The organism is Desulfogranum marinum, from assembly GCF_963675105.2.
Taxonomy (GTDB): Bacteria; Desulfobacterota; Desulfobulbia; order Desulfobulbales; family Desulfobulbaceae; genus Desulfogranum; species Desulfogranum marinum.
In genome coordinates, this window is record NZ_CAXXRO010000004.1 from 2596478 (window position 1) to 2615136 (window position 18659).

At 48.3% G+C, this 18659-nt stretch carries 14 protein-coding genes; 7 read left to right on the plus strand and 7 right to left on the minus strand.

Annotation, left to right across the window (positions count from 1 at the left end; genetic code table 11):
* Positions 1-7: 7 nt before the first annotated feature.
* The 4 genes from ACHZCY_RS20065 to tilS all read left to right on the plus strand — a co-directional run bounded on the left by ACHZCY_RS20065 (position 8) and on the right by tilS (position 3164).
* Entirely contained in the window at positions 8-301 is a 294-nt protein-coding gene (locus ACHZCY_RS20065) for an NAD(P) transhydrogenase subunit alpha part 2 (RefSeq protein ID WP_205222507.1), read from the plus strand.
* The gene (locus ACHZCY_RS20070) at positions 298-1692 is read left to right on the plus strand and encodes an NAD(P)(+) transhydrogenase (Re/Si-specific) subunit beta (RefSeq protein WP_205222506.1); all 1395 of its coding nucleotides are present in this window, start codon (positions 298-300) and stop codon (positions 1690-1692) included. The genes ACHZCY_RS20065 and ACHZCY_RS20070 overlap by 4 nt, the downstream gene beginning before the upstream one ends.
* An 84-nt stretch (positions 1693-1776) precedes the next feature.
* Entirely contained in the window at positions 1777-2007 is a 231-nt protein-coding gene (locus tag ACHZCY_RS20075; protein ID WP_319550144.1) for a hypothetical protein, read from the plus strand.
* A 107-nt stretch (positions 2008-2114) separates the two neighbouring features.
* The gene (tilS, locus tag ACHZCY_RS20080) at positions 2115-3164 is read left to right on the plus strand and encodes a tRNA lysidine(34) synthetase TilS (RefSeq protein WP_319550145.1); all 1050 of its coding nucleotides are present in this window, start codon (positions 2115-2117) and stop codon (positions 3162-3164) included.
* On the opposite strand, the gene ACHZCY_RS20085 is transcribed toward tilS, so the two are convergent.
* From ACHZCY_RS20085 to ACHZCY_RS20100, 4 genes are read right to left on the minus strand one after another with little or no spacing between them, the layout of a single operon-like run.
* The gene (locus ACHZCY_RS20085; RefSeq protein ID WP_319550146.1) at positions 3165-4505 is read right to left on the minus strand and encodes a sigma-54-dependent transcriptional regulator; all 1341 of its coding nucleotides are present in this window, start codon (positions 4503-4505) and stop codon (positions 3165-3167) included.
* Positions 4506-4556: 51 nt separating this feature from the next.
* Positions 4557-6116 (minus strand): sensor histidine kinase, encoded by a 1560-nt coding sequence (locus ACHZCY_RS20090; RefSeq protein ID WP_319550147.1) that lies wholly within the window; start codon positions 6114-6116, stop codon positions 4557-4559.
* Between the two features lie 11 nt (positions 6117-6127).
* Positions 6128-6508 carry a hypothetical protein gene (locus tag ACHZCY_RS20095; RefSeq protein ID WP_319550148.1) on the minus strand — a complete coding sequence of 127 codons (381 nt, stop codon included), beginning with the start codon at positions 6506-6508 and terminating at the stop codon, positions 6128-6130.
* A gap of 19 nt (positions 6509-6527) precedes the next feature.
* A complete protein-coding gene (locus ACHZCY_RS20100) occupies positions 6528-7367 on the minus strand; it encodes a DUF4405 domain-containing protein (protein ID WP_319550149.1) in 840 nt (279 codons plus the stop codon).
* Positions 7368-7612: 245 nt separating this feature from the next.
* Between ACHZCY_RS20100 and ACHZCY_RS20105 the strand changes: the two genes are divergently transcribed.
* From ACHZCY_RS20105 to ACHZCY_RS20115, 3 genes are all read left to right on the plus strand, one after another.
* A complete protein-coding gene (locus ACHZCY_RS20105; RefSeq protein ID WP_319550150.1) occupies positions 7613-8443 on the plus strand; it encodes a rhodanese-like domain-containing protein in 831 nt (276 codons plus the stop codon).
* Positions 8444-8576: 133 nt separating this feature from the next.
* Complete coding sequence (locus tag ACHZCY_RS20110; RefSeq protein ID WP_319550151.1) at positions 8577-10988, plus strand: acetate--CoA ligase family protein; 2412 nt, start codon at positions 8577-8579, stop codon at positions 10986-10988.
* Between the two features lie 200 nt (positions 10989-11188).
* A complete protein-coding gene (locus ACHZCY_RS20115; RefSeq protein ID WP_319550152.1) occupies positions 11189-13588 on the plus strand; it encodes an acetate--CoA ligase family protein in 2400 nt (799 codons plus the stop codon).
* 436 nt (positions 13589-14024) lie between these two features.
* On the opposite strand, the gene selB is transcribed toward ACHZCY_RS20115, so the two are convergent.
* The 3 genes from selB to ACHZCY_RS20130 form a co-directional block, all read right to left on the minus strand.
* Positions 14025-15950, minus strand: a complete 1926-nt coding sequence (selB, locus tag ACHZCY_RS20120) for a selenocysteine-specific translation elongation factor (protein ID WP_319550153.1) — start codon at positions 15948-15950, stop codon at positions 14025-14027.
* A 275-nt stretch (positions 15951-16225) separates the two neighbouring features.
* Positions 16226-16852, minus strand: a complete 627-nt coding sequence (locus ACHZCY_RS20125) for an MBL fold metallo-hydrolase (RefSeq protein WP_205222495.1) — start codon at positions 16850-16852, stop codon at positions 16226-16228.
* A 211-nt stretch (positions 16853-17063) separates the two neighbouring features.
* The gene (locus ACHZCY_RS20130; protein ID WP_205222494.1) at positions 17064-18005 is read right to left on the minus strand and encodes an Mrp/NBP35 family ATP-binding protein; all 942 of its coding nucleotides are present in this window, start codon (positions 18003-18005) and stop codon (positions 17064-17066) included.
* Positions 18006-18659: the final 654 nt, after the last annotated feature.

Below are 18659 nucleotides of genomic sequence, written 5' to 3' on the forward strand. Positions count from 1 at the left end.
GAGTGGAATGGAAGCCGTATATTTAACATTTGTTTTTGTCCTGGCCATATTTCTTGGATTTGAGCTGATTTCAAAGGTCCCTTCAACTCTGCATACCCCTCTGATGTCAGCGTCCAATGCTATCTCGGGTATTACCCTGATCGGAGCTTTGGCCTCATTGAAAACAGACAGCCCGGGCTTTACCGCTTTTTTGGGAACGTTGGCCGTCACCTTTGCCACTATTAATGTTGTCGGCGGGTACGCTGTGACCAACAGAATGCTTGAAATGTTCAAGAAGAAAGATCAGGGAGACTCCAAATGAACTTGGGTGCGCTAGGTATTAACTTTGCTTACGTAGGCTCAGCTGCGCTGTTTATCTTTGGTTTAAAAATGCTCAGTTCGCCCGCAACAGCACGTAAGGGCAATCTTTTTTCTGCCTTGGGCATGCTGCTGGCGATCGTCGTAACCTTGCTTGCCAGTGGGCTTGATTATAAATGGATCATCTTTGGAATAGCTATAGGTGGCTCCATTGGTCTGTTTGCCGCTTACAAGGTAGAAATGACTTCCATGCCGGAAATGGTGGCCCTGTTTAACGGTTTCGGCGGGATATCGAGTGTGCTCCTTGCTTGGGGCGAATACCACCAGAATCCGGAGATGTCTCCTTTTCTTGGTGCGATTGCTTTTCTGTCGGCATTTATTGGTGGCGTCACTTTTACCGGGTCAATGGTTGCCTTTGGTAAACTCAGTGGAAAAATTTCCCAGCAGGCAGTTGTCTTCAAAGGCCAGCATCTCATTAATGGTGCTATCCTTGCCGGTGCCATAGGCTCGGCAGCTATTTTCTGCGCTGTGCCAGGATCATGGGTCGGTTACCTGTTTTTTGTGCTGATCGTACTGATCGCTCTAGGTTTTGGTGTAACTTCAGTCATTCCCATCGGTGGCGCTGATATGCCGGTGGTCATTTCCCTGCTCAACAGTTACTCCGGTCTTGCTGCTTGTGCGGCCGGTTTTGTTATTTCCAATAATATCCTTATTGTTGCCGGTGCATTAGTTGGTGCCAGCGGTATCATTCTTACCAAGATTATGTGCAAGGCCATGAATCGTTCGCTGGCTAATGTGCTTTTTTCCGGATTTGGAACGACCACCGCTGGTGCTGCAGCCGGCGATGGCGGTCCCCAGGGTGAAATCAGGCCGGCCTCCGCTGAAGATGTGTATTATATTCTTGAAGCGGCGGATTCTGTTGCCTTTGTACCCGGCTATGGACTTGCCGTTGCTCAAGCACAGCATGTGGTGCGTGAGTTGGGAGATCTGCTCGAAGAAAATGATACTGAAGTTTTCTATGCCATCCATCCTGTAGCAGGGCGAATGCCTGGTCACATGAACGTGCTTTTGGCCGAGGCCAATGTACCCTATGACCAGTTGGTTGAGATGGATGATATTAATCCACGCATGGATTCCATTGATGTTTGCGTGGTCATTGGGGCCAATGACGTTGTCAATCCCGCCGCACTTGATGATGAAAACAGCCCGATCTACGGGATGCCTATCATTGAGACCCACCGTGCCAAGACTGTTATCGTGCTCAAACGTTCCATGAACCCTGGTTTTGCGGGCATTCAAAATGCCTTGTTTTTTGCTGATAATGCACGCATGTACTTTGGCGATGCCAAGGAATCAATTCAGGCTCTTGTTGCAGAGTTTAAAAGTTCAGACTAAAGTAGCGATACGCTATGTTACCCGGCAGAAATTTTCGTTCTGCCGGGTAATTGCTGTATTTTGAAACAATTGGCTTGGAACGTGATGATGACAAAGAGTAAAAATAGAATAAAAAATATTGTTCGACTGGCTGCTGCCGGCCTGGTTGTTCTGGTGTGGTTGATCATTAATCTCCGCGTTTCAGCTGGAGTTGCTTCACCCCTTGAGCGTACCCTTGATGGATTGGTTGCAGGGGGAGTTCTGTTGATCGCTGTTTTTTGGGCAGTCTCTTTTTTCTTCTTGCCTCACAAGAAGAACAGGGAAAACAATTCCTGAAAATTTTCAAATCCCTCGCTTCATTGGGGGATTTGTAACCAGGACGCTCACTTTCTTTAGTGAGATCATCTTGTCTTTGCTTTTCTCCTTTCTTTTGCCTTCTTTCCATGCATCCTGTTGAACGTACCGTCTATAAATGGATGAGCTCCGCACTGCAGGGTGAGCAAGGCAATACCATTATCATTGGCTGCTCGGCTGGACCGGATTCCATAGCTTTGGTCCATATTCTCCATGCGCTTGCCCTTAAATGTCATCTCAGGCTGATTGCTGTGTATGTGGATCATGGTCTGAGACCGGCAGAAATTCCTGGAGAGCGTCAGCTGGTGCAGCAGACAGCCGGCAAACTGGGACTGGACGCAGAGATCGTCGAAGTTGCTGCTGAAAGCGAGGCCAAGTATTACAAGAAGTCGCTGGAACATGCTGCCAGGGACTTGCGCTATGCCGCCCTGCATCGGATGAAAGAACATTATCAAGCTGACTATATTGCCGTTGGCCACAACGCTGATGACCAGGTGGAAGAGGTGTTACTTCGCCTGCTTCGCGGCAGTAGTCGCAAGGCGCTTTCGGCTATGCAGCAATTGGAGAATGGTATTCTTCGCCCCCTGCTTCAACTGAGCAAACAGACGCTCTTGAATTATCTTGCGGAGCAGCGGATTCCATTTTGTCATGATTCCAGTAATGATGACCACTCGTTTTTGCGTAATCGCATTCGTCACGAACTGTTGCCGCTACTTGAGCAAAAGTATGATCCTGGTATTCGCAAGGCGCTTTTAAAGACTGCCGCTAATCTTGGTGAAGATGAAGATTTTCTGGAAGGACAGGTCCAGCAAATGTGGGACCAGGTAGATGTGCCAATGGCTACTCCCAGCAGTCCCGAAGCCATGGTGTTGAGCGTCAATCGTCACATGGTGAGCCGGTACCATCCCGCTCTACAGCGTCGGCTGTTTGAACGTATTCTGTGGAGCATAGGCACTCCGGCACGTTATGAGCATATCCTGGCCATAACAAAGGCGGTCAGTCAAGGGCGTTCAGGCAGTGAACTGCATTTGAGTAAGGGACTGAGGGTCGCGGTCTTTCGCGATCATATTCAGTTTTCCTACCCTCGGGGGAGAGCAGCCTGGCGTGGGAGTCTGAAAAATGAACACAGCCGGAAATAATTACCCTTTGCCTGTGTTCTTGGCAATACCACTTTTTTCCATCTTGTAGCGTAAGACCCGTTCACTAATGCCCAGGCTTTGGGCGGCCTTTGTTTGCACCCAATCGTGGTCATCCAGAGCATCAAGTATCATCTGACGCTCTACTTGAGCCAGCCGCTGATTGAGCTTTCCACTGCGATCATGTCCTGCGTTATGTCTGACTACCTCCGGCAGGTCCCGCAGTGAGATTACCTGCCCACGGGCAAGGGTAATGGTTCTTTGAATGATATGTTCAAGCTCTCTTATGTTTCCAGGATAATCATACTTGGTCAGTTGGCTGAGTGCCTGGTCGTCGAATGTAATGGTACTGTTAAATGTATTAAGAAAAAACGGCACCAGCGCATGGATATCCTTTTTTCGCTCTCGCAGTGGAGGAATTTCAATTTCAATAACATTGAGACGAAAGTAGAGATCTTCGCGAAAATTTCCGCGGGCAACCATATCCTTCAGGTTGCGGTTGGTTGCGGCAACAATGCGTACATCAACCGCTAGCGGAGTTTCACTGCCGACCCGCATGATTGTTTTATCCTGCAAGGCCCTGAGCAATTTGGCCTGCATTGGAAGCGGGAGTTCGCCTACCTCATCTAAAAACAGGGTGCCGGTATGGGCCTGTTCAAATACCCCTTTTCTCCGTGCCTCTGCGCCGGTAAAAGCCCCTTTTTCATGGCCGAACAACTCTGATTCAAATAGGTTTTCCGGAATGGCTGCACAGTTGAGTTCTATAAATGGTCCGTTTTTATGCGAGCTGAGGAGGTGGAGCAGGCGTGCTATCAATTCTTTGCCTGTTCCCGTTTCGCCGTGGAGCAGGATTGTCCACGGGGTTGGGGCAGCGCGAAGAACCATGGACAGGACATTTTTCATGGCCCTGCTTTCTGCAATCATGCGAACAGGAAGCTGAGCAGTATGGATTTCATCGGCAATAATAGCGACATCGTTGCTGATGAAAAGTTGTTCCTGGATTTCCTGTATTTTCTGTAGCAGCTGGGTAAGATCAACCGGCTTTTCCAGAAAATCGTCAGCGCCAAGCTGCATCACTTTGACTGCGGTATCAACGGTCGCAAAGGCTGTGATCATTATTGCCCGAACCAGTGGATTCTGTGCTTTCATGCGCGCCAGGAGCTCATCGCCATTCATGTCCGGCATGCGATGGTCCAGCAATACCAGTTCCACCGGAGTGTGACGAAATATTTGTAGAGCTTCTGCACCGTTAGCTGCGCTCAAAACCTGGAAGCCCTGTTTTTGCAAAAATCCTTTTAACAAGGAACGCTGTAGCTCTTCGTCATCAACGATAAGGATATGCATAAGTTGTCGTAGTGGTGTTTGTGATTATAGGATGTCAATCGTTTCGATCGTTTACGGCAGGCCCAAAGGAAGTAAAATCTGCACTGTTAGTTGCTGTTGAGCAACATCGGGCAGCAGGGAAAGCTTTCCTCCATGGGCCTCGACAATTTTCTTTACCAGGGCAAGGCCCAGTCCATTGCCGTTGGCCTTGGTGGTGAAATATGGTGTGCCTAGTCGCCTCCACTGGTCTTGGGGCAAAGTAAATCCCTTGTTGGTAATGGCAATACCTACCATAGCCTTTTCCTGAAATAAACGTATCTTTATGGAGCCGCCTGCGGGTTGAGCTTGAATGCTGTTTTTCAACAAATTTTCCATGCACTCGTTGAGCAGGTTGTTGTCGGCTCCAATAGTGCCAGTATACGTATAATCTGTGGAAAGGCTGATGCGTTGCGATTGTAACTGCTGGTGGTAGAGTGTCAGGAGTTGGTCTATAAGCTGTGCAGGTTCAATATTTGTTTTATCTGGAACCAATGGTCTGGTAAAACGCTGTAGCTCAGCGATGATAGTGCCGGCTCTGTGCACCGCCTGGCCCATGGCCTGAAGCAGTTGCTGCTCTTCGTCATTCAGGTTGTCCGATTCCAGTTGCAGCCGTTGTAGCCCCATGCCAATGGCATTAAGTGGATTACGTACCTCGTGGGCAATGGTTGCTGTTGCTCTGCCTAGTGCCGCCTCCTCCTGTTCTTTTGCAATCGTTTGTTCATAGGAGCGGGTCCGGCGAATGTCTGCTTGCTGATACTGATAGAGGAGCCACGAGAAAAGGGTGCCAAGTGCGAAGAGCAGGGTGGTGAACAGAAGAAACTGTTTGCGCAGTTGTTGCTGTCTTTTTTCAAAATTGGTTGCATCAAGCATAACCGAAAGGTGGCCCCACCGGGTATTCAATTGCGCTTCGGCAACCATCAGCTGGTTGACCTTACGCAGAGTGATGGCCGCTTGTTTACTTTCTGCAGCACCATCGCTGTTAAGTGTTACCTCGTGGATCCCGGGTAGGCTGGAGAAGACCTGCAACATCTTGGCGAGGCTTGTTTCTTCGCGAAGGGCGAAGATACTCTCGGCATCAAGAATAATACTTATGCATTCTGTGGCTGATTGGGTCGCTGAATAGTTGAGATAGCCAACCTGTTGCTTGTGTGCGTACTGGACTTCGTTAAACGGTGGTTGACATTTAACGGTAAGTGCATCGGTTTTCGGAGAAGAAGATACCTGGCCGGCATGAGCAGACACGGTAATGTGCAGCAGACCTGTTTCTTGGGCCAATTCCGTCAGTTCTTCTGTCGAAAGTGGGGCAACATTGTTTAAGTAGTCTATGAACCTGGCCTTATCGAGCAAAAAGGAACTAACAATCTCATCAATGGTGGCTTGCGTCAAGGCGTTGTTCGCCATATTTTTTTCGATAAGGGTGGCCACCATCCCGGCCCTGTTTCCTGCATTTTTTTGGAGCGTATTTCTGATGTTTTTTTGCTGCCATATAAACAAGGCCAGCACTATTGCAATCAGAATTGTAAAGCCAATGACATTAACAACCCACGAAGGATATTTTGGTTGTTTTTGTCTGTTTGCAATCGGCAAATTCATCGAGTTAACTTCTAAAAAGAAGGCTGACAGCCATCGTTGTTTTCCAAATGACGACACCGGCCAAGGCGAAGGCGAACCCCTGTTCCATCTTTGAAGTGGGCTTTGTTCCCTTGAAAGATTCTGGTTGCTACAAAGAGATCAGGTTGTTGTGTGGAAAAAGTACCTGAAATAAAGATCTGTTTTCCTTTACACAGATATTGTAGCGGCACCCTGTTACATTGACCATGGGAGGCATCCTCTTTTGGTAGTTTGACAACAACAGGGGAAGGGTGGGCGCTCGTGTTTTGCTGGGGAGTCACCGTCACTTGCCCCTGTTCTTCGTCCACGTCGATTACCACTCCCCTGAAGGTCTCTGCAAGGACCGGATCATGGGAGTGAAAGAATGCTGCCATTAGAAGCACCAAGAAAAAACTATTGAGCAGTAGCGACTTCATGGATGATTTCAAACAGTGCATGTGGATCGGAATCGTTGTCGGTTGCGATTTGCTTGAGCGATTTGTCAGGATCTACAGCCATGCCTTTGGCAGTAAAGGCGCTCATCACTGCCGCAAGGTCAAGATCATATGTGTCACATAGATCTTTGAGTACTTTTCGGCCCAGTCCCGGGAAGGGTTCGTCTGGGAATGCGGGTGTTTCGCCTGCCTGTAATTGAGGCTGAGGCTCTTGCATATGTTCATAAATGACTTTGGGCGTGGTGTTGTTGGTCTTGGCAATCTCAAGCAGGGTTTGCTCATCACCCGTAAACGTCACGTTTGCTGCTGTCAGTTGCTTTTTCATTTCTTCAAGATCAAGGCCGGTGCGCTTGGCGAACATCTTGAGTGAGGAGAGTTCTGCGTGGCCATAAGGCGGTTCGCCGTATTTATCAGCGGCGGCATCCTTAAACGAACCGCCAAAGTCAAGGATTGAACTGAACGGGGGAATATGAAACAGAGTACCAATGGTGAAAACCAGCGTGATGATTAGAGCGACATTAAAGTTGGGGGTAAAAATTTTCAGTTCCCTTGCTTTATTTTTCATATATGCTGTCATCGGTTTCCAGTTGTAGTACAGATGCAGCAGCCCTGCGGCCAGAAAGAGGAACCCGAGATTAATGTGTATGTCACCCCATTGCGTTTTGCTGAGTCCCATCATTTTCCAGTCAGACCAGTACGCGACCCTTCCTTCCGGGACAATATACAAAATGATACTGGTGAGCGTTAACAGAATAAAGGACAACAGCATTGTCAGGGCTGTGATTCTACGTATACTCATGAGTGCTTCTCCTTGGTAGGTTGAAAGTATATAGTTGATTGTCTTAAGCATGATTCGCACCAATTTGTTTTTTTTGTTATTGTACAATATTTTAGGAGAGATAGAAAAGAAGAACAACGCTTGCTCTCGCGTACTGGCTGCTATTTCGACAAAAGTGTCGAATGGCGCGCGTTGATTGTCGAATGCAGGCCACTGTTTATGACCACCAGTCGTGTACTTAATAATCCTGAAGAATTGGTGCAATTATGGAAGCGGAATATCAGAATATCTCTGTTGAGCAGGTGAAAAAAATGACCGGCTCACAGCATGAAAAAAAATATGTTTTAGTCGATGTCCGTCAGGAAAATGAGTATCAAAACGAACATATTCCAGGAGCAACTCTGATACCACTAGCAGAGCTGGCAGAACGGGAAGCCGAATTGCCGGCGGACAGGCCGCTTATTTTTTATTGCCGCTCAGGGAAGCGTTCCCAGGCAGCGGCAACGCTGATTGCATCCAGCCGTAGTGGTAGTGATCAAAAAAACGAGCTGTATAATATGGTGGGCGGGATAATGGCCTGGAATGGTATGCTGCTCTCCGGTATTCCTGATTTGAAAACCTTTACCCAAGCCGAAAGCGTAGGCCGGGTTTTTCACCAGGCGTTGGAGTTGGAACGTGGGGCAGAGCGTTTCTACACTGCATTGCTTGGTCAGGTAAAAGAAGAAAAACTGAAGAAACCGCTGGCAACCTTGGCACGGGCGGAAGAAGGGCATGCGCGAACACTGCATCGTCACTGGGCTGCACTGGAAAAGGATGTAGCGCCTTTTGACGAGATTTATGGTCAGCTTACTGGTGATATTGTTGAGGGAAATCAAGATATAGAGGCGTTGTTGGACTTTTTCGAAGCGAATATGGAACGTCCCTGTTTGACGGCCATGGAAATGGCCTTACAGATTGAATGCATGGCCTATGATATGTATCGTAACCTTGCCCACAATTTCAGGGACAAGCCATTGGCAGAGGTTTTTCTTGATATTGCCCAGTCGGAAAAAAGCCATATTCAAATAGCTGCCGAGTCTATTGCCCTTTGTCCATAACTCTTGAGCGACATGCCACGGAGCACTGCTCAAAAGTCTAAGGTCAAGGATAGGTTGAGGGAATTTGTAATTGGTAGAATAGTTGTCTTTTTTTCAGTGAGATGCTCAATACAAATGAGAGGTGGAGACATACATGAGCTTGTCGATTGATTTCAGCGGGATCACACAAATAATGAAAACTGCCGTGAACGACGGCAGGGATTTTCTTTATGAATATGAAGTGTATTCTCTGCTTGCTTTGTCCGGAGCTGAAACACCCCCCAAATCCATGTTTATACCACGTGGTTCAAAACTCTCGGAGCAATCATTGACTGCCCTCCCTGGTGACAGGGTGGTGTTAAAAATCGTCTCTCCTACAATCATCCACAAGACAGAGGTGGGCGGGGTAAGAATTGTTGCCAACCATGCCGACCGAATTCGCTCAGGTATGCGGAGGATGCTGTACGAAGTGCCGGAGCAGTATAGTCTCTGGCTCGAACGGCACCGTGAAGCAGCCCCTGCAGCCTACCGAAATCTGCGGGGGGAAGCTTTAGAGGCTGCCATCCGAAAAGATCTCGCCGGTGTTTTGCAGGTACAGTTTATGCCTCCCGACTCAAATACGTTCGGCAATGAATTGATTGTCGGCCTACGCCATACCCGTGAGTTCGGGATGGTGATCAGCGCTGGGCTGGGTGGCACCGATACCGAGTTGTATGCCGAGCGTTTCAGAAAAGGGCAGGCCATTGTTGCCTCGTCCACATCGTTGACCGATGGACATGGTTTTTTTGAAATATTTCGGACTACCATTGCCTATAAAAAACTGGCAGGCCTGACCCGGGGCCAGCGCCGAGTGGTGGCCGACGAGCAGTTGATAGAATGTTTTGCTTCATTTATTGAAATTGCCAACCATTATTCTCCAGACAATCCTCAATCCCCTTTTATTATAGAAGAATTGGAGATAAACCCCTTTGCCTTTACCGATTACCTGATGGTACCGCTTGACGGCATGTGTCGCTTTGCACCTCAGCAATCAGCGGTAGAGGCAAGACCGGTGGAGAAAATTGATCGCCTGCTCCATCCCAGGTCAATCGCCATTGTCGGTGTTAGTGCGACCAGGAAAAATTTTGGTCGCATTATTTTGGAAAACATCATCGGGGAAGGGTATCCAAAGGAAAATCTGCGTGTTATTCGTCCCGGTGAACAGCAGATCGAAGGGGTGGACAGTCTCACTGATTTGGACAAGCTGCAGGAACCGGTTGATTTACTCATTGTCGCTGTTGGTGCAGAACAGTTACCTGAACTCATTGAGAGAGTCATTACCCTTGGCTGTGCCCACAGTGTCATGCTCATTGCCGGTGGCCTGGGGGAGACCGCTGCCAGCCGCCAACGAGCAGAAGGGGTGATAAAGCAGATTAACCAAGCACATACGGCACCTGATGGCGGTCCTGTTTTTCTAGGTGCCAACTGCATGGGGGTCATTTCCCGGCCTGGGGGCTATGACACCTGGTTTATTCCCAGGGAAAAACTGCCGCTGCATACAGCAACCAAAGTGCAGCGGGCAGCACTCATCAGCCAGAGCGGTGCCTTTATGCTGCATCGCAGCCACCAGTGCCCGGAACTGCATCCTGCCTATATGATTTCCATGGGAAATCAAACTGACCTTACCCTGGGAGACATGTTGCATTATTTTAAGGACTCTTCAGCGGTTGATGTTATTGCAGTGTATGCCGAGGGGTTTAATGACATGGACGGACTAGCCTTTTGCGAGGCTGTGCGGAGTGCGGTTTTTGCCGGTAAAGTGGTGATTTTTTATAAGGCGGGGCGTACTCCGGAGGGTAAGGCCGCGACCAGCGGCCACACTGCATCGCTTGCCGGTGATTACATGGTGTGTGAAAGTTGTGTTCGCCAGGCCGGGGCCATTGTGGCGAGGACTTTTTCTGAGTTTCAGGATCTTTTCTTTTTGGCGGAGCGACTGCATGGATGCAGCATTCATGGAAATCGCCTTGCCGCTGTCAGTGGTGCAGGATTTGAGGCCGTAGGCATGGCTGATTCCCTGACCTCCGATGATTTCCATATGCAGCTTGCCGATTTTAGTGACCAGTCCGTTAAAAAAATACAATCCCTGCTGGAAAGCAAACAATTAGAGTCCCTGGTGAGTGTTGTTAATCCTCTAGACATTAATCCAACTGCCGATGACGAAGTCCATGCCGGAGTAGCCGAGATTCTGCTTGAAGACCCCGATGTTGATGCATTGGTGATCAGTTTAGATCCACTTTCCCCTGCAATGAGAACCCTTCAAGATCCAGAGAATACCAAATACGACATGAACGCCGGAGGCAGCATTAAAAATCGAATGGTAGAACTTTGCGAAACGGCAGATAAGCCTATAGTTACTGTTGTTGACGGGGGAACATTGTACCAGCCGCTGCGACAGGCACTTATTGACCTCAATATCCCTGTTTTTTCTGTGTGCGACAGAGCTGTAAAAGCCTTGTCCCTGTACATGCAGGGCCGCCTGGCGGCTGATTCCATTTGTGCTGCCAAGGGAATTGATGCCTGGAATTGAAAAAAAGAGAGTTGTTTGCAGCATTCGGTCTGCGCATGATCGACATGGAAAGCATAAGCACACGATAGTTTTTCAAGTGATTTATGCATATCATATGCAAAGCTTTGCTGATTCGTTAAAAAAATGAAAGGGTAGATCGAGGGAGCCGAGGTGGGTAGCCTCTATAGCTCTATTACTTCTTTATTAAATAAATTGCTTCTATGAATATTCATGACCGTCTTCTTCATATTCAGACCAGTGTGGATTGTAAACAGCTTGAACAGATTCTGTCACGAGCCGCACAAGCAGGAAGGAATTCGCTTTTTGAGCACGAAGCCTATGCCTTTTTATCCGCTCTAGGTTCGGAAACCGTCCCCCGCTGTACGTTGTTGCCGGCAGGCGGGAAACCCGGAGATGAACAACTACAGCAGTTCCCGGGCCCTTCGGTGGTCATGAAAATAGTCTCTCCAACCATCGTCCATAAAACAGAGGTGGGCGGGGTCTGTATTGTCGCCAATGATCCTGACACTATCCGTTCAACCTGGCGTCGAATGCTGTATGAGGTACCGGAAAAATATAAAAGGCTCATGGAGAGCAAAGAATTACCGGTTCCTGAATCCTATCAAGGGTTGCACGGAGATCCACTTTTCGAGGCTATTGCCGGCGATATCCAAGGGGTGCTGCTCATCGAGTTCATGCCGCCGGATTCCGAGGCCTTTGGTAATGAGTTAATCGTTGGCCTGCGTCAAACCAGGGAATTCGGGATGATGCTCAGTGCCGGCCTGGGGGGAACCGACACGGAACTGTACGCTACTTTTTTCCGCAAGAACAAGGCCATCGTAACAGCTGCCACCCAATCTATAAGCGGTGTGGAATTTTTTAAGCTCTTTAGGCAGACGGTCTCCTACCAAAAACTTATCGGGCTGACCCGGGGACAGAAACGTATTGTAACTGATGAGCAGCTTGTAGAGTGTTTTTCCGCCATGATAGAGGTGGGCAATCATTTTTCGTCAGCCAATAAGGAAGCGTTGTTTCACATTGGTGAATTTGAAGTCAACCCCTTTGCCTTTACAGATTTCCGTATGGTTCCCTTGGATGGTTTGCTCCATTTCAGTTTGCCCGAACAGGTAGCTCCGGAGCGGCCCGTGGCAAAAATAAATAATCTTCTCCACCCGAAATCAATCGGTATTATTGGTGTTTCTTGCAAACGGGTGAATTTCGGGAGGGTGATCCTGCGTAACATCCTCCAGGCCGGTTTTGATCCGCAGCAACTGCTTATTATCCAACCTGATGAGCAGAGCATTGATACTATACGATGTATACCTGATCTTGCAGCACTGGAGACGCCTCTTGATTTACTGGTGGTCGCCGTTGGTTCCGAACATGTTCCGGGGCTCATCGATACGGTTATCGAAACCGACTGTGCCAAGAGCGTGTTGCTGATTCCAGGTGGGATAGGCGAGACGGAAGAGAGCAGAGAGCGTGCTGAAAAACTCCGCCAGGCAATTCATGCCTCAAGAAAGAATCCGTCTGGGGGGCCCATTATTCTCGGAGCCAATTCCATGGGCGTCATCTCCCATCCGGGGCGTTATGATACCTGGTTCTTACCTGAAGATAAGTTGGCCAAGCAAAAACAGAGCGGCAGGCAGCGAATAGCTTTTATAAGTCAGAGCGGTGCGTTTATGGGAACCAGAATGAGCCGTTTTCCCGATTTAAATCCAGAGTATCTTGTTTCCATCGGCAACCAGACAGACCTGACTCTGGGTGATTTTATGGAGTATTTCAGCACCGCTGACAATATTGATGTGATCGGTGTATATGCTGAAGGTTTTAATGATCTGGATGGGGATGTTTTTTCAACAGCAGTCCGTGAAGCCGTTAAAGCAGGCAAGGATGTTGTCTTTTATAAGGCCGGCAGAACTCCGGAGGGGCAACTGGCAACCTCAGGCCACACAGCCTCTCTTGCCGGCGATTATGTAGTTTGTGAGGCCTGTCTTCGCCAGGCAGGCGCTGTTGTCGCACAGACCCTTGATCAATTTGCTGATCTGTTGAACCTGGCGGCACAGCTCAACGGTGTCAGGGTGCCGGGCAAACGCATTGCCGGTTTTTCCAGTGCAGGCTTTGAAGCGGTGGGACTGGCTGACTACATCCATACGGACGATTATTCGATGGAGCTGGCCGAATTTTCAGAAGAAACGGTTACCACGCTCAGCGAGTTGATGAAGGCCAACCGGCTGGACAAGCTGGTGACCGTGCACAATCCCCTGGACATTAATCCCGGTGCTGATGACAGTGTTTTTGCCGAAGTTGTTCGGATTTTGGCTGAAGATGATGCCGTGGACGGGGTTATAGCAGGTCTTATTCCCATCACCCCAGCCATGCATAGCCTGGCTGACGGCAGTGATGCTTACCGGGAGGGAATTTACCATCATATCAGTACCCTTAAACATGGTTTACAGAAACCGTTGGTGCTGGTTGTTGACGGAGGCAGCGTTTTTAACCCCTTTGTCGAAGACCTGGAGGCCTTAGGGTATCCTGTGTTTCGCAGTATCGATCGGGCGGTGATGGCACTGGCCCTGTATGTGGAAGCTAGGCTTGATCAGCAAAAAAAGAGAGGGTAACTGCTCTCAGGCACCCCACGGAGTCTCCCGTTGGTCGCTTACCTCTTTGGACGATCACGGTTTCCCGCATAGATAGGCTATCGGAGTCTCACGATGTTCGTTTACCTGCGGCAAACCGTGCTTGTCCAAATATAGCGCACCTGAGAGCAGTTACAATTCATAAGTAAGGAAAATTATAGCGTTACAAATCGTAAGAGTAGTTACGAGAGAGATAAATATCTTTTTTATTCTATTGTAGGCCTGTCGATTGGCTACTCGGCTCTAATCCGAATTTCTCATGAGCATTTTGTCATTTTTCGAAAAGATATGTGATTTCAGCTTGATGCTATAAAAATAAATTAGATACAAAGTTAACAAAATGCTCATGAGAAATTCGGGCTAATGGCTTGGAGCTTTTTAAACTGCAAGGAGGAGAGGGCAACAGATCCTCTTGTCTCTATGATTTACGGAGAACCCTTTTGTCGCCTACCCGGATGGTGAGCTTGATTTTGTCAAAGTATTCAAGCAGGGGGATGGAAAATTTTCTTGTTAAGCCGGTGAGCTGTTTAAAGCGGGGTGCATCTATCTCGCCTTCTTTTCGTATAAAATCAGCAACTTCTCGGCCAAGCTTGTCCACCTCGTCAGCACTGAAAAACAATGCCTCGTTTACTTTGATAAGTTTTTTTTGCTCAAGCAGCAGGGCAAAAACCTGCATGATCTGTTGAGGGGGGAACTCGTCAAATGTTGCCAGCACATCTTTGAGGATGGGCGGGGTCAGACCCGATTTTTGATAGAGTGACCCAATTTTTTGCTGCATTTCCTGTTCGTCGACCTGCAGGGTTACGGTGTGCCCGGCCAGTCTGATTTCAGCCCCGGTCTGTTCAATGTCTCCTTTGCGAGTCATGCTGGTCAGCGTATATTGGAGGAATTTGGCGTCAACAGGCGGCTGAAGCTGGGAACGAAGTTCTTCCTTGTCAAGTCCTGATTTGAGCGGGTTTTCCTGATGGTAGTGTTTGAGGAAATCAATTATCTGCTGCTTGAGCTGCGTAAAGACAGGGGCGGAGACCAAGCGCTGGGTTTCTGACTCAACTACCATGATCTGACCACTGCTTGTTGGCTGCTGGAGCAATTTTTTAAATTTTTTGCCGAAAATCCCCAGCCGAACAGCCAAGGCATCAGCGGTAATCCCTGCACGACCACTTTCATCAAGAAAAAGCAGCATTCTCTCCACATCATCAGTGCCACTCATAATCGCAAAGGCGCGCTGGTTATACTCTCTGTGCTTTTCTCCACTTCGCTTGCGTTTACGTGGGGCGGAATTGAGGATAGATCCACCGCCGATGGTGGTTATGGGAGAATAACTCCTTATCACAAAGGTATCGCCGGGCCAGACGGCAACCGGCTCTTGCAGGATGAGTTGCACATTCGCATCGGAACCTGGAGAGAGGCGATCTTCGTCGAGCAGCAAAACCCTGCCTATGATTTCCCTTGTTCCCACATGTACCCGAACCTGGGCACGGTTTTTTAATTCTTTTTTAAGGGAGGCTAAATAGTGGAGTTTTACGTCGAGCAGGGTCGAATCTGCAAGGGAGCCTGGTGTAGCTGCGACATCTCCACGATTTATTTGTTCCTTCTCTATCCCCTGGAGATTAATCGCGGTACGATGGCCGGCCTCAACCAGTTGGACTTCCTGCCCATGGACCTGGATGCCGCGTATTTTCGCATTGAGCCCGCCTGGATAAAACATGATCTCTTCCCCGAGACTCACTCTTCCGGAAAGAGAGGTGCCGGTGATGACCGTGCCAAAGCCTTTCATACTGAAAACGCGATCAACTGCCATCCTGAATGGTCCGAATTCTTCTTGGAAGTCCAGGGCACGAACGTTTTTATCCAGTAATGCAACGACATCGTTTATGCCCTCTCCGGTAAGAGAGGAAACCGGTATGATCGGTGCATCCTCGAGAAAGCTGTCGACGAAAAAATCGCGTACTTCTTCCTCAACCATTTCCAGCCAGTCCGGCTCAACCATATCTTTTTTGGTGAGAATGATGATACCGTTGCGCACTCCAAGAAGTCTGCAGATATCGAAATGTTCTTTGGTTTGGGGCATGATCCCTTCATCAGCAGCAATGATAAAGGCTACCATGTCCATGCCGGCTGCACCGGCTACCATGTTGCGGATAAATTTTTCGTGGCCGGGAACATCAACAATACCCAGTCGATGACCGCAGGGTAAATCAAGGTGGGCAAACCCCAGTTCTATGGTTATGCCGCGTTGTTTTTCTTCTTTGAGTCGATCTGTATCTGTTCCGGTGAGCGCCTTGATAAAGCTTGTTTTTCCATGGTCGACATGTCCGGCTGTTCCAAGTACGATTTCACGCATAATTGTTGAATAGAGGTGTGAGGTTGTTGGTATGTTTTATCGAAACTGTTTCGCGCAGGTCTAAAAGATCGTCAACCTTCCTCGAATTGTAACTGTTCACAAACCGACCTGTTAGCTCTACATCGGTATGTTTGGCGGGAAGTTCGTGAGCATTTGCAATGCTGGCCAATAGTTACATTTGTATAATAAAAAAACGTCCCATACAAGGGACGTTTTCTACAACTGCAGGGTAATATAACAGAAGTGTGTCAGGTTGAACATACCCTCCGTTGCAACTAAAAGTACGGGTTGGAACGTGCTTCTTTTTCAATGGTTGACTTGGAACCGCCATACCCGTGTCCGGGCCAGACAATGGTTTCGGGCGGTAGGGTCAGCAGTCTGGTCTTGATGGATTTACTGAGCTCGGCCATGGAACAGCGCGGAAAGTCTGTACGCCCGACCCCGCCGACAAAAAGGGTGTCGCCGGTAAAGAGATGGGGTGCGCAATAGAGACAAACACCGCCGGGAGAGTGACCAGGAGTATGTATAACTTCAAACTCTTCCTCGCCGATGGCTATTTTATCGCCATCGGCGATAAGCACATCCACCGGAGGTGATTCCGGCAGTCCAAGCGAAGAAAAATACCGTTTCAGGTCTGGTTCGGCAAAGTATTCAACATCTGCAGCGTGCATAAGAATTTGGGCACCGGTGGCTTCCTTGATAGGCCCGTTACCACATACATGGTCAGGGTGACCGTGGGTATTTATGATGTATTTTACCTGCAGGTCGTTTTGCCGACAGTAAGAGAGGATAGTGTCCTCATCTCCACCAGGGTCAATTACGGCTGCTATTTTTGTATTTTCACAGGAAACGACATAAGCGCAAACACCCATCATGCCAACTGTAAGTTGTTGAACAAGCATAAATTAAGGCTCCCTAAAAAGTAAGGCTATCTTGAATAATTGTTATTTCGCCCGATCTCAGCGTTATGCTTAAAATTTTATCCTCGGAATATTAATTATATGCCTGTGGTAAAATTTATCGCATGCCTTGACCTCGAACGAAATTACTAATAATTCAAGATACCCGTAAGTCCCGCAGCCTGGAGCAAGCAGGCTGCGGGGAAAAAGAAGATTAACTGCAGCCACCACCGCCGCAGGCACAACCACTGCCGGCGTCAACCGTATTAAGTGTCACGGAACCGGTAGGAGGCAGTCTTTTTTCAACGGCTCCTACAATTTTTTCAAAGGCTTTGGTTGCCGGGGTATCCTCTTCGGAAGACAGGTAAGGCGTGCCTTTGTCGCCGGCAATAACAACTCGTGGGTCCATTGGGACTCGGCCAAGAAAAGCAAGGTCATAATCACGGGCTGTTTGCTCGCCGCCGCCGCTGCTGAAGATATCAATTGTTTGTTCGCAATGTGGGCAGATGAAACCGGACATGTTTTCAACTACGCCGACAATCGGCATTTCAACGGTCTTGCAGAAGTTAATGGATTTACGTACATCAGCGAGCGCAACTTCCTGCGGTGTTGTTACCACGACAGCCTGTACACCAGGCATGGTTTGCGCAACCGACAGGGGCTCGTCACCAGTGCCTGGAGGAGCGTCAACCACAAGATAATCCAACTCTCCCCAATCCATGTCGGAAACAAACTGACGAATGGCCTGAATTTTTAACGGGCCGCGCCAGATAACAGCATCGTCGCGATCCTTCATCATGTACTCGAGGGAGACAACCTTAAGGTTGTCATTATAGGTAAGGGGTGGAACCAAATCGTTGGGATTCTCAGGTGCCTCGAGTGAGCCTTTGAGATCCAGCATTCGGCAGATGTCAGGGCCGTGGAGGTCGACGTCCATTAAGCCGACTTTATGCCCTTTGTTTGCCAGGCTGAGTGCCAGGTTGACGGCAACTGTGGATTTTCCTACCCCACCTTTTCCGCTCATGACCAGAATTTTGTTTTTAATTTTTCCAAGGGATTTGTTGATGGCGATATCCTGCTGCGCCAGGTGAGCATCTGCAGAGTTGCAGCTGCCTCCCTGTTCCGACCCACAAGATCCGTCGCATGAACTGCTCATAATTGCCTCCGTAAAAAAGAATAAAAAATGTGATCAAATGAGGCCGTCAGAAGGTCACTGCTCCACATGGCCCGGTACCTTTTTTGACCGGGTTGAATATAGAGAAGGGCGATTTTGTCTTATGTGTAAAAAAACACCCTTGAAACATGTAAGGCCTAAAACGGGATCACGCCCAAGTCATTCCTGTTGCTATCTGTAATCAAACATTGGCTATCACTTTGAATAACCAATGTTATTGGTAAATGTTTTTTCTGTTTTGAAGAGAAAAAAGGCTTACAGCAAGCATCTTGATGATCACTTGAAAATTACCGGAAAGTAATCTAATTCCTGTTTAATGAAATGCAATGAAAAAAGGAGGAAAAACGAGAACGACTGCTTTTCTCGTTTAATCCGTTTGCTCAGCATGAGTATAAGTAGAGGCGTAAACGAGAAACAAGTTGCTTCTATCTCACCGTTGACAGCGACAAATAATCCATGGTTCCGTCGATTATGTTCTGTCTTTTTCTTGATTTATAATTGTTAGAATAGTTATAGTGCTTATTTATTTTGCATCGCGCAGCCTGAACTGATGAGAAATCAGGGTTAATCCCACAAGGGAATGGTTATAATCTTTTAGCTCTTGTGTGAGAGCAATTGATTCTCTCAAAAGAGGGT

What these genes read in the sequence shown, in the direction of transcription:
- ACHZCY_RS20105 (WP_319550150.1), top strand. Translation starts at nt 7,613, where the DNA reads ATGGAAGCGGAATATCAGAATATCTCTGTTGAGCAGGTGAAAAAAATG.
- ACHZCY_RS20125 (WP_205222495.1), bottom strand. Translation starts at nt 16,852, where the DNA reads ATGCTTGTTCAACAACTTACAGTTGGCATGATGGGTGTTTGCGCTTAT.
- ACHZCY_RS20130 (WP_205222494.1), bottom strand. Translation starts at nt 18,005, where the DNA reads ATGAGCAGTTCATGCGACGGATCTTGTGGGTCGGAACAGGGAGGCAGC.
- ACHZCY_RS20075 (WP_319550144.1), top strand. Translation starts at nt 1,777, where the DNA reads ATGATGACAAAGAGTAAAAATAGAATAAAAAATATTGTTCGACTGGCT.
- selB (WP_319550153.1), bottom strand. Translation starts at nt 15,950, where the DNA reads ATGCGTGAAATCGTACTTGGAACAGCCGGACATGTCGACCATGGAAAA.
- ACHZCY_RS20070 (WP_205222506.1), top strand. Translation starts at nt 298, where the DNA reads ATGAACTTGGGTGCGCTAGGTATTAACTTTGCTTACGTAGGCTCAGCT.
- ACHZCY_RS20095 (WP_319550148.1), bottom strand. Translation starts at nt 6,508, where the DNA reads ATGGCAGCATTCTTTCACTCCCATGATCCGGTCCTTGCAGAGACCTTC.
- ACHZCY_RS20085 (WP_319550146.1), bottom strand. Translation starts at nt 4,505, where the DNA reads ATGCATATCCTTATCGTTGATGACGAAGAGCTACAGCGTTCCTTGTTA.
- ACHZCY_RS20065 (WP_205222507.1), top strand. Translation starts at nt 8, where the DNA reads ATGGAAGCCGTATATTTAACATTTGTTTTTGTCCTGGCCATATTTCTT.
- ACHZCY_RS20100 (WP_319550149.1), bottom strand. Translation starts at nt 7,367, where the DNA reads ATGAGTATACGTAGAATCACAGCCCTGACAATGCTGTTGTCCTTTATT.
- ACHZCY_RS20110 (WP_319550151.1), top strand. Translation starts at nt 8,577, where the DNA reads ATGAGCTTGTCGATTGATTTCAGCGGGATCACACAAATAATGAAAACT.
- ACHZCY_RS20115 (WP_319550152.1), top strand. Translation starts at nt 11,189, where the DNA reads ATGAATATTCATGACCGTCTTCTTCATATTCAGACCAGTGTGGATTGT.
- ACHZCY_RS20090 (WP_319550147.1), bottom strand. Translation starts at nt 6,116, where the DNA reads ATGAATTTGCCGATTGCAAACAGACAAAAACAACCAAAATATCCTTCG.
- tilS (WP_319550145.1), top strand. Translation starts at nt 2,115, where the DNA reads ATGCATCCTGTTGAACGTACCGTCTATAAATGGATGAGCTCCGCACTG.